At 57.9% G+C, this 12,191-nt stretch carries 19 protein-coding genes; 18 read left to right on the forward strand and 1 reads right to left on the reverse strand.

The features are described 5' to 3' along the window. The 3 genes from ACQ4WN_RS18330 to ACQ4WN_RS18340 all read left to right on the forward strand — a co-directional run. Positions 1–145 (forward strand): EF-Tu C-terminal domain-related protein (locus tag ACQ4WN_RS18330; RefSeq protein ID WP_482799466.1); only part of this gene is annotated, 145 nt, incomplete at its 5' end. Between the two features lie 179 nt (positions 146–324). Next, complete coding sequence (gene rpsJ / locus ACQ4WN_RS18335; protein ID WP_010394389.1) at positions 325–642, forward strand: 30S ribosomal protein S10; 318 nt, start codon at positions 325–327, stop codon at positions 640–642. A gap of 215 nt (positions 643–857) precedes the next feature. Further along, the gene (locus ACQ4WN_RS18340; protein ID WP_436552842.1) at positions 858–1,703 is read left to right on the forward strand and encodes a DUF817 domain-containing protein; all 846 of its coding nucleotides are present in this window, start codon (positions 858–860) and stop codon (positions 1,701–1,703) included. 18 nt (positions 1,704–1,721) lie between these two features. On the opposite strand, the gene ACQ4WN_RS18345 is transcribed toward ACQ4WN_RS18340, so the two are convergent. Next, positions 1,722–2,270, reverse strand: coding sequence for a tetratricopeptide repeat protein (locus tag ACQ4WN_RS18345; protein WP_436552843.1), 549 nt, complete (start codon positions 2,268–2,270; stop codon positions 1,722–1,724). A 176-nt stretch (positions 2,271–2,446) separates the two neighbouring features. Between ACQ4WN_RS18345 and creB the strand changes: the two genes are divergently transcribed. The 15 genes from creB (at position 2,447) to rplX (ending at position 12,186) form a co-directional block, all read left to right on the forward strand. Then, positions 2,447–3,184, forward strand: a complete 738-nt coding sequence (creB, locus tag ACQ4WN_RS18350) for a two-component system response regulator CreB (protein WP_436552844.1) — start codon at positions 2,447–2,449, stop codon at positions 3,182–3,184. After that, entirely contained in the window at positions 3,181–4,602 is a 1,422-nt protein-coding gene (gene creC, locus ACQ4WN_RS18355) for a two-component system sensor histidine kinase CreC (protein ID WP_436552845.1), read from the forward strand. Before creB ends, creC begins: the two co-directional genes overlap by 4 nt. Before the next feature lie 87 nt (positions 4,603–4,689). Then, a complete protein-coding gene (gene creD / locus ACQ4WN_RS18360; protein WP_436552846.1) occupies positions 4,690–6,087 on the forward strand; it encodes a cell envelope integrity protein CreD in 1,398 nt (465 codons plus the stop codon). A gap of 387 nt (positions 6,088–6,474) precedes the next feature. Continuing rightward, a complete protein-coding gene (gene rplC, locus ACQ4WN_RS18365) occupies positions 6,475–7,131 on the forward strand; it encodes a 50S ribosomal protein L3 (RefSeq protein ID WP_010394393.1) in 657 nt (218 codons plus the stop codon). Between the two features lie 3 nt (positions 7,132–7,134). After that, positions 7,135–7,755, forward strand: a complete 621-nt coding sequence (rplD, locus tag ACQ4WN_RS18370) for a 50S ribosomal protein L4 (protein ID WP_034753197.1) — start codon at positions 7,135–7,137, stop codon at positions 7,753–7,755. Next, positions 7,752–8,069, forward strand: coding sequence for a 50S ribosomal protein L23 (gene rplW, locus ACQ4WN_RS18375; protein WP_010394398.1), 318 nt, complete (start codon positions 7,752–7,754; stop codon positions 8,067–8,069). Before rplD ends, rplW begins: the two co-directional genes overlap by 4 nt. After that, entirely contained in the window at positions 8,069–8,896 is an 828-nt protein-coding gene (rplB, locus tag ACQ4WN_RS18380; RefSeq protein WP_010394400.1) for a 50S ribosomal protein L2, read from the forward strand. Before rplW ends, rplB begins: the two co-directional genes overlap by 1 nt. Positions 8,897–8,906: 10 nt before the next feature. Then, complete coding sequence (rpsS, locus tag ACQ4WN_RS18385; protein ID WP_008444295.1) at positions 8,907–9,182, forward strand: 30S ribosomal protein S19; 276 nt, start codon at positions 8,907–8,909, stop codon at positions 9,180–9,182. Beyond that, positions 9,179–9,511, forward strand: a complete 333-nt coding sequence (gene rplV / locus ACQ4WN_RS18390; protein ID WP_170840583.1) for a 50S ribosomal protein L22 — start codon at positions 9,179–9,181, stop codon at positions 9,509–9,511. The genes rpsS and rplV overlap by 4 nt, the downstream gene beginning before the upstream one ends. 9 nt (positions 9,512–9,520) lie before the next feature. Next, positions 9,521–10,345 carry a 30S ribosomal protein S3 gene (gene rpsC, locus ACQ4WN_RS18395; RefSeq protein WP_034753199.1) on the forward strand — a complete coding sequence of 275 codons (825 nt, stop codon included), beginning with the start codon at positions 9,521–9,523 and terminating at the stop codon, positions 10,343–10,345. Positions 10,346–10,347: 2 nt separating this feature from the next. After that, positions 10,348–10,767, forward strand: a complete 420-nt coding sequence (rplP, locus tag ACQ4WN_RS18400; protein WP_034753201.1) for a 50S ribosomal protein L16 — start codon at positions 10,348–10,350, stop codon at positions 10,765–10,767. 12 nt (positions 10,768–10,779) lie between these two features. Beyond that, entirely contained in the window at positions 10,780–10,971 is a 192-nt protein-coding gene (rpmC, locus tag ACQ4WN_RS18405) for a 50S ribosomal protein L29 (protein ID WP_010394412.1), read from the forward strand. Continuing rightward, positions 10,968–11,240 (forward strand): 30S ribosomal protein S17, encoded by a 273-nt coding sequence (rpsQ, locus tag ACQ4WN_RS18410; protein WP_010394415.1) that lies wholly within the window; start codon positions 10,968–10,970, stop codon positions 11,238–11,240. The genes rpmC and rpsQ overlap by 4 nt, the downstream gene beginning before the upstream one ends. Positions 11,241–11,493: 253 nt before the next feature. Further along, positions 11,494–11,862 (forward strand): 50S ribosomal protein L14, encoded by a 369-nt coding sequence (gene rplN / locus ACQ4WN_RS18415; protein WP_008444317.1) that lies wholly within the window; start codon positions 11,494–11,496, stop codon positions 11,860–11,862. Between the two features lie 9 nt (positions 11,863–11,871). Continuing rightward, positions 11,872–12,186, forward strand: coding sequence for a 50S ribosomal protein L24 (gene rplX / locus ACQ4WN_RS18420; RefSeq protein WP_034753204.1), 315 nt, complete (start codon positions 11,872–11,874; stop codon positions 12,184–12,186). Positions 12,187–12,191 lie beyond the last annotated feature (5 nt).

Here is a 12,191-nt window from a genome sequence, read left to right on the forward strand (position 1 = left end):
CAAAGAAATGGTCATGCCAGGCGATAACGTGTCGATCACCGTCAAGCTGATCAACCCGATCGCGATGGAAGAAGGCCTGCGCTTCGCTATCCGTGAAGGCGGTCGTACCGTCGGCGCTGGTGTTGTTGCAAAAATCCTGGCTTAATTCTCAAGCCTGCATAAAAGAAGACGCGTCGTCGCCCGGCGCCCTTCTTTTTATTCAACTGCCGGGGTTGGCAAGCATTTTGGTGCTATCATGTCGACCCTGACGGTTGTTGCGTCAGAAATTCCCGTATTACCTCATTGCCGTGCAGACTGCGCGGTTCGTTCTTTTAAGGAAATATCATGTCGGCACCAAACCAAAAAATCCGTATCCGCCTGAAGGCTTTCGATTACAAACTGATCGACCAGTCCGCTCTGGAAATCGTTGAAACCGCGAAGCGCACCGGCGCTGTCGTCAAAGGCCCAGTACCACTGCCTACCCGTATTCAACGTTTCGATGTGCTGCGTTCCCCGCACGTCAACAAAACTTCGCGCGATCAGTTCGAGATCCGTACGCACCAACGCCTGATGGACATCGTTGACCCAACGGACAAAACCGTTGACGCGCTGATGAAGCTGGACCTGCCAGCTGGTGTTGATGTTGAAATCAAACTGCAATAAGAGTTTCAAGGGCAGCTGACAATACCGTAGCATCAGGTGTTGACAGCTGTTCCAGGCTGGCGGGGTGTCCCGCTGCCTGATGATGGGGCCGGGCCTGCTCACAATCGTGAGCGCGCCCGGCCCCATTGCTATTGGTGCTTGGCCAACACTGGCTGCACGGCCGTACGTGAGTAAAATCGCTTTACAGTGCCGCGGCCGCTCGATAAAGTTGCTGCATGCTCAATGCCCTCGATACCCATCTTTTAAATGCCACTCCCCGTCAGCGCTTGCGCGGCTGGCCGCGCTTCCTGACCGAATTCCTGTATTTCGGCATCAAGGAAGCGAGGTCATGCCTGTTCGTGGGGCTGTTTTTTGCTGCCGTGTTCCTGGTGCCGCGCGCCGGCCTGTTCGGCCTGCCTCGCTATGACGTGCTGCTGCTGGTGGCGCTGGCGATCCAGGGCGCGATGGTCTGGAGCGGGCTGGAAACGTGGGATGAGTTGAAAGCCATCTGCCTGTTTCATGCGGTCGGCTTCGCGCTGGAGGTGTTCAAGGTATCGGGGACGATCCAGTCGTGGAGCTATCCCGACTTCGCCTACAGCAAGGTGCTTGGCGTCCCCCTGTTTTCCGGCTTCATGTACGCAGCCGTCGGCAGCTACATCATCCAGACCTGGCGCCTGCTCGATATGCGCATACGCCACCATCCGCCGTACTGGATGGCGGTGCTGATCGCGCTGCTCATCTACGCCAACTTCTTCACCCATCACTACATCGGCGACTATCGCTGGTATCTGGCCGCTTGCGCGCTGGGTTTGTACGCGCGCACCAGCGTGGTGTTTCGTCCGCTCGACCGTGACCGCAGCATGCCCTTGCTGCTCGGTTTCGTGCTGGTCGGTTTCTTTATCTGGCTGGCCGAAAACATCAGCACCTTCTGGGGCGTGTGGCGCTACCCCAATCAGCTTGGCGCCTGGTCGGTGGTGCACGTCAGCAAATGGAGCTCATGGTCGCTGCTGGTGGTGATGACATTCACCATCGTGGCCCACCTCAAGCACATCAAGGCCAGCATCCACATCGCCCAGCCTTAGGCTGGGTCCCGCGATGCTTTATTGCAGGCTGGCTGCCACTACGTCAAAGCGTGTGCTCAGCGCGGCCTGTGGGCCGCCCTGCAGTTGTTTGGCGTACTGGCGCAGCACCTCTGCCGAATAGGTGCGCGAGGCTGGCGACAGCTTCGGCAACAGCGGCAGCACGCGTTCCAGATATCCCGTACCTTCCTGCCACTTGCCTTGCGCCGCCAGCGCCGACGCCAGTTCCACCATGCGGCGGCCGACGCGCGCATCGCTGCGTGGTTGCGCCGCTTCTTCCGTGGCCAGGGCTTGCCGGTACAGTTGTTCCGCTTCGGCATTCTTGCCAAGCAAGCGCTTGATGCGGCCCAGGTTGTACTGGCGCTGCGAGACGATGTCTGCGCTGGCCCCGGCCTGCTCGGCGCTGCGTAGCGCCTGTACGCAAGCCAGTTCTGCTTCGCCAAACTGGCCTTTGAGTTCGGCTGCGTTGCAGGCGTCGTGTTGTGCGTTGGAGGTGGTGAGCGTCGCGGGCGCCGCGCAGGCGGCCAGCAGGCTGACTGCGCATAACAGGCTGGTGGTATGGGTCTTCATAGTCTCCTCGTACGGGTGATGGACACGGTGTATCAGTGGAGTCATGCTGTGACAAATATACTATAAGTTTTTTTGGCATGGGCGGCTTTTCGCCAGCGCACGGCAAGGCGCGCGATTGACGCCGCTTGCCCGCTTCAGGGATACTCCGGGCTTGTCCATTAATGCGCGCCGCCGCCATGTCCAAGACTGTCCTGATCGTGGAAGATGAACAGGCGATAGCCGACAGCATCGCCTATGCCTTGCGCACGGACGGCTTCACGCCGCGCCATGTGATGCTGGGCGAACAAGCCCTGGCCGCCTTGCGTCCCACTCCCGGCGACACCGCGTCATTGCCCGTGCTGGTGGTGCTCGACGTGGGTTTGCCCGACATGAGCGGGCTGGAAGTGTGCCGTCGGCTGCGCCAGTTTTCCGAGGTGCCGGTGATCTTCCTGACGGCCCGCAGCGACGAAATCGACCGCATCGTCGGCCTGGAAATCGGCGCCGATGATTACGTCACCAAGCCGTTTTCGCCGCGCGAACTGGTGGCGCGCATCCGCGTCATTTTGCGCCGCGCAGGCGTGCTCCAGAAGCCGCCGGAGACTGGCATGACGATAGCTGCTGCCGTCCCGCCCGCTGCGCCGGCGCAGGCGCGCTTCGAGTTGCGCGTGCTTGAGGCGCGGGTGCTGTTCCATGGCCAGCCACTGGACCTGACCCGCTACGAGTATCTGCTGCTGAAGGCCTTGCTCGAACATCCCGGCCACGTCCTGTCGCGCGCGCAACTGATGGAGCGCGTGTGGAGCGCAGCGCCGGACACGCTCGAGCGCACGGTCGACGCGCACGTCAAATCGCTGCGCGCCAAGCTGCGCGCCGTCGATGCGCAGGTCGATCCCATCCACACCCACCGTGGCCTCGGCTACAGCCTGAGCGGCGCATGAAGATCGGCCTGCGCATTCTGCTGGGCTACTTCCTGATCGTCGGCCTGGCCGCGTGGTTTCTGTTGAACGTCTTCGTGGAGCAGGTCAAGCCGGGCGTGCGCTCGACCCTGGAAGACACCCTGGTCGATACCTCGCAACTGCTGGCCAGCCTGGTGGCGCCCGATTTGAAAGCGGGTACGCTGGCGCAGTCGCCCGTAGCCGAGCGCATGCAGGACTATGCGCGCCATGGCGTGGACGTCAATATCAATGGCGTGCGCAAGCAAACCCTCGATTACCGTATTACCATCACCGACCGGCACGGCATCGTGCTGTTCGATTCCAGCGGCCGCGACGTGGGGCGCGACTATTCGCGCTGGAATGACGTCTATCTGACCTTGCAGGGCAAGTATGGCGCGCGCAGCACGCGCAGCCGGCCCGATGACGAGATGTCGACGGTGATGCACGTGGCCGCGCCGATCCGCGACGGCGATGAGGTGATCGGCGTGCTGACGGTCGCCAAGCCGAATGCCAGCGTGCAAGCGTTTGTCGAGCGTAGCCAGCGCAAGATATTGCAGCGCGGCGCCATCCTGTTGCTGCTGTCGCTGCTGATCGGCCTGGCATTCGCCTGGTGGTTGCACCATGCGCTGGGCAAGCTGATGCGTTACATTGGCGACGTGGAAGCAGGGCGCAAGGTGGCGCTGCCTGCGCTGGGCAAGAACGAGATCGGTACTTTGGGGCGGGCGCTGGAGGTGATGCGCACGCGCCTGGAAGGCAAGGAATATGTGGAGCAGTTGATGCATACGCTGGCGCACGAGCTGAAAAGCCCGATCGCCGCCATCCAGGCCTCGGCTGAACTGCTGCAGGAAGACATGCCGCCGGCCGAGCGGCGCCAGTTCCTGGCCAGTATCCTGGAGCAGAATGCGCGCCAGCGGCAACTGATCGACAAGCTGCTGGCCCTGGTACGCGTGGAAAAGCAGCAGCGCCTGGAGCATCCCGAGCGCATTGCGCTGGGGCCATTGCTGGCGCAAGTGGTGCAGGACGCAGCCGCCACCCTGGCGGCACGCGGCGTGCGCCTGCAGCTGCTGGCCGACGAGGCGAGCGTGGCCGGGGACGCCCTGCTGCTGCGCCAGGCCCTGGGCAACCTGCTCGACAATGCGGCCGGCTTTGGGCCGCCCGGTAGCTGCATCGACCTGACGGCGCGGTGCCAGGACATGCAGGTGGAAATTACCGTGCGCGACCGCGGTGAAGGCATTCCCGCGTATGCGCTGGAGCGCGTCTTCGAGCGCTTTTATTCCTTGCCGCGCCCGAGCGCGGGAAAGAGTACTGGCCTGGGCCTGCCCTTCGTGCGCGAGGTCGCTTCTCTGCATGGAGGCACGGTCGAGGTGTTCAATCATGCGGAGGGTGGCGCCTGCGCGCGTCTGTGTCTGCCACTGGCTTAGCGTGCATTTATTTCCAGACTTCACACGCAGCGCATCATCAGCGCATATGATTTTTCTACACTGGCATCCTTACTTCAAGGATGCGCCATGCAAAAAACTTTACTCGTCAAAGCGCTGATCGTGTTCGGCCTGATGCTGCTGATCGGCCTGCCTTTGCTGATGATTCAGGAAACGATCAAGGAGCGGATGGAATTCCGCCAGGAAGCCGTCAACAGCATCGCCGCCGATTCGGTGCGCGAACAAACCGTCATCGGTCCCATCCTGGTGATTCCCTACACGGAGCAGTACGAAGAGCGCGTGGAGGTGGCCAAGGGCGATGACAAGACACAGGCTGTGAGTGTGCCTGTGCGCACGGAGTTGCTGCGCCGCACGGTGCAGCGCCGCTTGCTGGTGTACCCGAATTTTTTGCTGCAGGAAGGCACCATCGAGACTGACCGCCGCTACCGTGGCATCCACCAGGTGCTGGTGTACAGCGGCCAGCATGCGTTCAAGGGCGACTTTACCGTCCCTGCCAGCACACAGTTGCCGCGCAAGTCGCCGGACTCGCGCGTGACGCTGGGCGAGCCCTTCGTGGCCCTGTCCATCGAGGACGTGCGCGGCATCCGCAATATCCCGAAAATCGACTGGGGCGGGCGCCAGATCGAGTTCGAGCAGGGCACCGACCTGTTTGCCTTCCGCAGCGGGCTGCACGCGCCGCTGGGCGTCATGCCGCTGGCGCAAGCGCAACAGGTGAAATTCAGCTTTGACCTGGGACTGGACGGCATCGAACGCCAGCATTTCGTGCCGGTGGCGAAAAACAGCCAGATCAGCATCAAGTCAAACTGGCCCCATCCGCAGTTTGGCGGGCGCTTCCTGCCATCGCCGAAAAACCGCCAGATCAACGCCGATGGCTTTCAGGCCGAGTGGAATATCTCGTCGCTGGCCACGAATGCACAAACGCAGCTGAGCACGATCGAGGGCGAATTCAAGGTGCCCGACAGCGCGCCGCTGGGCCAGGTGGACCGCTTCAGCGTGGGCTTCATCGAGCCGGTGAATGTGTATTCGCAATCGGACCGGGCGACGAAATATGGCTTGCTGTTCGTGGCACTGACCTTTGCCGCCTTCTTCATCTTTGAAATCCTGAAAAGCCTGCCGATCCATCCAGTGCAGTATTTGCTGGTGGGCTTGTCGCTGGTGATCTTCTTCCTGCTGCTGGTGGGCCTGGCCGAGCATATCGCCTTCCTCGCGGCCTATCTGATCGCCAGCGCCGCCTGCATCGCGCTGACCAGCTTTTACCTGGTGCACGTGCTGCACAACGCCTGGCGCGGCATCGGCTTCGGCGTGGCGCTGACCATGCTGTATGGCGCGCTGTACGGCTTGCTGAACTCGGAAAACAATGCGCTGGTGATGGGCAGCATCCTGCTGTTTGCCGTGCTGGCAGCCATCATGGTGGCGACGCGCAAGGTAGACTGGTATCAGATTGGCAAAGGAGTGCCGCAGGAATAAACGCTACCCGCGCGCCATGCGCCGCCTTCCAGCCAGAGCGGACGGTATATGCCCGGGCTGGCTTTTTTTCGGGCCTCACGTCCGGGCGGGGCGGGGTGGGGCACGCATGCCATTTCGCGGCGCGTGTGTTTCTGTCATCGTCCGCCAGGCCGCATGAAGCCGTGCTTTTCGTCCGTTAACTTGCCCTGCAGCAGGTTTTTTTCGGCGCGCCGACAACTCCCGCAGGGGCGTCGCGCAACACTTTGACATACCTCGTGTTAACTTGTTGCGTCAAGGGTTTTTGTGCTATATACTAGCCGGCTTCGGTATGGATTCGTCTTTTTTGAATCCTACGTTACTTTGTAGTTAAACAAGCCCCGCCCAATCGCAGGTGGGAATGGAGAAAAAATGAGCCTAGGCCTTCTCGGTCGCAAGGTTGGTATGATGCGCATTTTCACGGATGAAGGGGATTCGATCCCGGTCACCGTGTTGGACGTATCGAACAACCGTGTTGCGCAAATCAAAACCCCTGAAACAGATGGTTACTCCGCTGTTCAGGTCGCATTCGGTCAACGTCGCGCTTCCCGCGTGACCAAAGCTGTTGCTGGTCATCACGCTAAAGCTGGTGTTGAAGCCGGTACTCTGTTGAAAGAGTTCCGTGTCGATGCTGCTAAAGCCGCTGAACTGAAAGCTGGCGATGTTGTCGCTGCTTCCCTGTTCGAAGTCGGTCAAAAGATCGACGTGCAAGGCGTTACCATCGGTAAAGGCTATGCAGGCGTTATCAAACGTTACCACTTCGCTTCTGGCCGTGCAACGCACGGTAACTCGCGTTCGCACAACGTTCCAGGTTCCATCGGTATGGCACAAGATCCAGGTCGCGTTTTCCCTGGTAAGCGCATGACCGGTCATCTGGGTGACGTTAACCGTACGATCCAGAACCTCGTGATCGCCCGTATCGATGCCGACCGTCAGCTGTTGCTGGTCAAAGGCGCGATTCCAGGTGCGAAAAATGGCCAGGTAGTTGTCTCGCCAGCCATCAAAACCAAAGCCAAGAAGGGAGCTTAAACGATGGAACTCAAGCTTCTGAATGCGCAAGGTCAAGCCGCCTCGAACGTTGCTGCAGCCGATACGATTTTCGGCCGTGACTACAATGAAGCGCTGATCCACCAAGTCGTCATCGCTTATCAAGCGAATGCACGTAGTGGTAACCGCAAGCAAAAAGACCGTGAAGAAGTTCACCACACGACGAAAAAGCCATGGCGCCAAAAAGGTACCGGCCGCGCTCGTGCTGGTATGTCGTCGTCGCCACTGTGGCGCGGCGGTGGTCGGATTTTCCCGAACTCGCCTGACGAAAACTTCACCCACAAAGTGAACAAAAAGATGTATCGCGCAGGTATCTGCTCGATCCTGTCGCAGCTGGCTCGCGAAGAGCGCCTGATCGTCATCGACGATCTGACGATCGACGCGCCAAAAACCAAGCTGCTGTCGCAAAAATTGAACGGCCTGGGCTTTGATTCGGTTCTGATCATCACCGACGTTCTGAACGAAAACCTGGAACTGGCATCGCGCAACCTGCCTAACGTACTCGTCGTTGAGCCACGTCACGCAGACCCGATGTCCCTGGTGTTCTACAAGAAGATCTTGGTCACCAAAGCTGCATTGGCTAAGATTGAGGAGATGCTGGCATGAGCGCGATTTTGAAACATAGCGAAGAACGCTTGATGAAGGTGCTGTTGGCGCCGGTCATTTCCGAAAAGGCCACCATGGTCGCGGAAAAGAACGAGCAAATTGTATTCCGCGTATTGCCGGATGCAACCAAGCCTGAAATCAAGGCAGCGGTCGAACTGCTGTTCAAGGTTGAAGTTCTGTCCGTGCAAACTGCAAACCGCGAAGGTAAGCAAAAGCGCACCGGCAAGTTCAACGGTCGTCGTAACCATACCAAGCGTGCTTTCGTGTGCCTGAAGCCTGGCCAGGAAATCAACTTCTCCGAGGAGGCTGCATAATGGCACTCGTTAAGATGAAACCAACCTCGCCAGGCCGTCGCGGCATGGTAAAGGTGGTGAACCCAGACCTGTACAAAGGTCGTCCGTTCGCTGCCCTGGTTGAAAAGAAATCCAAGACCGCTGGTCGTAACAACAACGGTCACATCACCACCCGTCATATCGGTGGTGGTCATAAGCAACACTATCGCCTGATCGACTTCAAGCGCACCAAAGATGGTATTCCAGCGAAAGTGGAACGTATCGAATACGATCCAAACCGCACCGCGAATATCGCTCTGTTGTGCTACGCCGACGGCGAACGTCACTACATCATCGCAACCAAAGGCATGGCCGTTGGCGACAGCGTGATGAACGGTTCGGAAGCACCGATCAAATCGGGTAACTGCTTGCCAATCCGTAACATCCCAGTCGGCACCGTGATGCATTGCGTCGAGATGCTGCCAGGTAAAGGTGCCCAAATGGCACGTACCGCTGGCGCTGGCGTTGTGCTGATGGCGCGTGAAGGTACCTACGCTCAAGTGCGTCTGCGCTCGGGTGAAGTACGTCGCGTGCACATCGAGTGCCGTGCTACGGTGGGTGAAGTCGGCAATGCCGAGCACAGCCTGCGTAAAATCGGTAAGGCTGGCGCGATGCGCTGGCGCGGTGTTCGTCCTACCGTTCGCGGTGTGGTCATGAACCCGGTCGATCACCCGCACGGTGGTGGTGAAGGTAAAACAGCAGCTGGTCGTCATCCAGTTTCGCCATGGGGCCAACAGACCAAGGGTAAGAAAACACGCAGCAACAAGCGTACGACTTCCATGATCGTCTCGCGCCGCGGCAAGAAATAAGGGGTAGCACATGACACGTTCATTGAAAAAAGGGCCGTTCTGTGACGCCCACCTGGTGAAAAAAGTTGAAGCCGCGCAAGCAGCCAAAGACAAAAAGCCAATCAAAACCTGGTCGCGTCGTTCGACAATCATGCCTGACTTCATCGGCCTGACGATCGCGGTTCATAACGGCAAGCTGCACGTGCCGGTTTATGTTTCCGAAAACATGGTTGGTCACAAGCTCGGCGAATTCGCACTGACCCGTACGTTCAAGGGCCATGCAGCTGACAAAAAGGCTAAGAAATAATGGAAACTAAAGCTATCCTCAAAGGTGTGCGCCTGTCGGACCAAAAGGGCCGCCTGGTTGCTGACCTGATCCGTGGCAAGAAAGTTGACGCTGCACTCAACATCTTGCAATTCAGCCCGAAAAAAGGTGCTGCGATCATCAAACGTGTTCTGGAATCCGCTATTGCGAATGCCGAGCACAATGATGGCGCGGACATCGACGAATTGTTCGTGAAAACGATCTACGTCGAAAAGGGCCCGGTCCTGAAGCGCTTCACCGCGCGTGCAAAAGGCCGTGGCGACCGTATTTCGAAACAATCCTGTCACGTTTACGTGACTGTCGGTAACTAAGGAGCCACGATGGGTCAGAAAATTCATCCAACCGGTTTCCGTCTGGCGGTCACCCGTAACTGGGCTTCGCGCTGGTATGCAGGCAACGGTAATTTCGCTGCCATGCTGAACGAAGACTTGAAAGCACGTGCTTACCTGAAAAAGAAACTGAAGAACGCTTCCGTTGGCCGCATCGTTATCGAGCGCCCAGCCAAGAACGCGCGCTTCACGATCTACAGCTCGCGTCCAGGCGTGGTCATTGGTAAAAAAGGCGAAGACATCGAAGTACTGAAGTCCGCGCTGACCAAGATCATGGGCGTACCTGTTCACGTGAACATCGAAGAAATTCGCAAGCCAGAAATCGACTCGCAACTGATCGCCGATTCGATCGCTCAGCAGCTGGAAAAACGGATCATGTTCCGCCGCGCCATGAAGCGTGCAATGCAAAATGCAATGCGCCTGGGTGCTCTCGGTATCAAGATCATGTCGTCCGGTCGTCTGAACGGTATCGAAATCGCGCGTAAAGAGTGGTACCGCGAAGGCCGCGTGCCTCTGCATACCCTGCGCGCCGATATCGACTACGGTACCAGCGAAGCGTCGACCACCTACGGCATCATCGGTGTCAAGGTGTGGGTATACAAAGGTGACCGCGCGCCTAACGGCGATGCACCAGTCATCGATACCCCAGCTGACGAGAAGAAAAGCCGCGGCCCACGCCGTGACGATGGCAAGCCAGCTGGCCGTCCACGTCCAGCCGGTGCCGGTGCGAAACCATCCACAGCACCAGGTGCACGTGTGCGTACCGCCGCTAAACCGGCCGCCGCAGCAGCACCAGCTGAGAAAGCAGGAGAATAATCATGCTGCAACCAGCACGCAGAAAGTATCGTAAAGAGCAGAAAGGCCGTAATACCGGTATTTCGCACAGCCGCGGCACCGCCGTGTCGTTTGGCGAATTCGGTCTGAAGGCAGTTGCGCGCGGTCGTATCACTGCGCGTCAAATTGAAGCGGCGCGTCGTGCAATGACGCGTCACATCAAGCGCGGTGGCCGTATCTGGATCCGTATTTTCCCGGACAAACCGATTTCGAACAAACCGGCTGAAGTCCGTATGGGTAACGGTAAAGGTAATCCTGAGTACTACGTCGCTGAAATTCAGCCAGGTAAAGTACTGTACGAAATGGATGGCGTTGATGAAGCGCTGGCACGGGAAGCATTCCGTCTTGCCGCCGCTAAACTGCCACTGGCGACGACGTTTGTCATCCGCCAAGTCGGCCAATAATTGGAGTTGTATATGAAAGCATCTGAACTCCGCGGCAAGGACCAGCCAGCTCTGCAAAAAGAGCTGAATGACCTGTTGAAGGCACAGTTCGGCCTGCGCATGCAAATCGCTACGCAGCAGCTGAGCAACACTTCGCAGCTCAAGAAGGTACGCCGCGATATCGCGCGTGTGAAGACGGTAATGAATCTGAAGGAAGCCAAATGAACGAACCAGTGAAACAGTCGCTCAAGCGCACGCTGATCGGTAAAGTGGTTTCGGACAAGATGGACAAGACCGTTACCGTTCTGATCGAGCGCCACGTAAAACATCCTTTGTATGGCAAGATCATCATGCGCTCGAACAAGTATCACGCGCATGACGAGACCAACCAAGTCAAGGCCGGTGATACGGTCGAGATCCAGGAAGGTCGCCCGATCTCCAAAACGAAGGCATGGACGGTGACACGTGTGGTTCAAGCCGCACCAACCGTTTAAATAAAAACCACCGTTTCGGCGGTGGGTTTTAATTAGTACTTGCAGGCCCGCAAATTGTATGTAATACTTGCGGGCTTCGTTCATGTAACGCCGCAAAGTGTCTGGCCACAGACAGTAGCATTCGCGGTCAGTTGATGTATGAAGGTCATGCACCCAAACAGTGAAGCCCAGCAGGGCGGCTCTGGCGGGACCAAGACTGACCGTGGGTCTACATTGTGTGGATTCTTCGGCTTAAGTTGGGAAAGAGAATACTATGATTCAAACTGAAAGCCGGCTCGAAGTGGCTGACAATACCGGTGCCAAAGAAGTAATGTGCATCAAGGTATTGGGCGGCTCCAAGCGCCGTTATGCTGGCATTGGCGATGTGATCAAGGTAACCGTTAAGGTTGCTGCGCCACGTGGCCGTGTCAAAAAAGGTGAAATTTATAACGCCGTGGTTGTGCGCACCGCTAAAGGTGTTCGCCGCCAAGACGGTTCCCTGGTGAAGTTCGACGGCAACGCCGCCGTTCTGTTGAACGCCAAGCTGGAACCGATCGGTACCCGTATTTTTGGACCTGTCACACGCGAACTGCGTACTGAGAAGTTCATGAAAATCGTGTCCCTGGCACCGGAAGTCCTGTAAGGAGTCGTAATGGATAAGATTCGTAAAAACGACGAAGTCATCGTTCTGACCGGGAAAGACAAGGGCAAACGTGGTGTGGTGCAGCAGCGTATCGATGCTGAACATATCGTGGTTGATGGCATTAACATCGCTAAAAAAGCGACTAAGCCAAACCCGATGACTGGCGTAACTGGTGGTATCGTCGATAAGACCATGCCAATTCACGTGTCCAACGTTGCATTGTTTAATGCAGCGACTGGCAAGGCAGATCGCGTGGGTTTCAAAGAAGTGGACGGCAAGAAAGTCCGCATCTTTAAATCCTCCGGCGAAGTAGTGAAGGCTTAAGAAAT

This window comes from Janthinobacterium pasteuri, assembly GCF_051380775.1.
Taxonomy (GTDB): domain Bacteria; phylum Pseudomonadota; class Gammaproteobacteria; order Burkholderiales; family Burkholderiaceae_D; genus Janthinobacterium.

What these genes read in the sequence shown, in the direction of transcription:
- rpsJ (WP_010394389.1), top strand. Translation starts at nt 325, where the DNA reads ATGTCGGCACCAAACCAAAAAATCCGTATCCGCCTGAAGGCTTTCGAT.
- ACQ4WN_RS18340 (WP_436552842.1), top strand. Translation starts at nt 858, where the DNA reads ATGCTCAATGCCCTCGATACCCATCTTTTAAATGCCACTCCCCGTCAG.
- ACQ4WN_RS18345 (WP_436552843.1), bottom strand. Translation starts at nt 2,270, where the DNA reads ATGAAGACCCATACCACCAGCCTGTTATGCGCAGTCAGCCTGCTGGCC.
- creB (WP_436552844.1), top strand. Translation starts at nt 2,447, where the DNA reads ATGTCCAAGACTGTCCTGATCGTGGAAGATGAACAGGCGATAGCCGAC.
- creC (WP_436552845.1), top strand. Translation starts at nt 3,181, where the DNA reads ATGAAGATCGGCCTGCGCATTCTGCTGGGCTACTTCCTGATCGTCGGC.
- creD (WP_436552846.1), top strand. Translation starts at nt 4,690, where the DNA reads ATGCAAAAAACTTTACTCGTCAAAGCGCTGATCGTGTTCGGCCTGATG.
- rplC (WP_010394393.1), top strand. Translation starts at nt 6,475, where the DNA reads ATGAGCCTAGGCCTTCTCGGTCGCAAGGTTGGTATGATGCGCATTTTC.
- rplD (WP_034753197.1), top strand. Translation starts at nt 7,135, where the DNA reads ATGGAACTCAAGCTTCTGAATGCGCAAGGTCAAGCCGCCTCGAACGTT.
- rplW (WP_010394398.1), top strand. Translation starts at nt 7,752, where the DNA reads ATGAGCGCGATTTTGAAACATAGCGAAGAACGCTTGATGAAGGTGCTG.
- rplB (WP_010394400.1), top strand. Translation starts at nt 8,069, where the DNA reads ATGGCACTCGTTAAGATGAAACCAACCTCGCCAGGCCGTCGCGGCATG.
- rpsS (WP_008444295.1), top strand. Translation starts at nt 8,907, where the DNA reads ATGACACGTTCATTGAAAAAAGGGCCGTTCTGTGACGCCCACCTGGTG.
- rpsC (WP_034753199.1), top strand. Translation starts at nt 9,521, where the DNA reads ATGGGTCAGAAAATTCATCCAACCGGTTTCCGTCTGGCGGTCACCCGT.
- rplP (WP_034753201.1), top strand. Translation starts at nt 10,348, where the DNA reads ATGCTGCAACCAGCACGCAGAAAGTATCGTAAAGAGCAGAAAGGCCGT.
- rpmC (WP_010394412.1), top strand. Translation starts at nt 10,780, where the DNA reads ATGAAAGCATCTGAACTCCGCGGCAAGGACCAGCCAGCTCTGCAAAAA.
- rpsQ (WP_010394415.1), top strand. Translation starts at nt 10,968, where the DNA reads ATGAACGAACCAGTGAAACAGTCGCTCAAGCGCACGCTGATCGGTAAA.
- rplN (WP_008444317.1), top strand. Translation starts at nt 11,494, where the DNA reads ATGATTCAAACTGAAAGCCGGCTCGAAGTGGCTGACAATACCGGTGCC.
- rplX (WP_034753204.1), top strand. Translation starts at nt 11,872, where the DNA reads ATGGATAAGATTCGTAAAAACGACGAAGTCATCGTTCTGACCGGGAAA.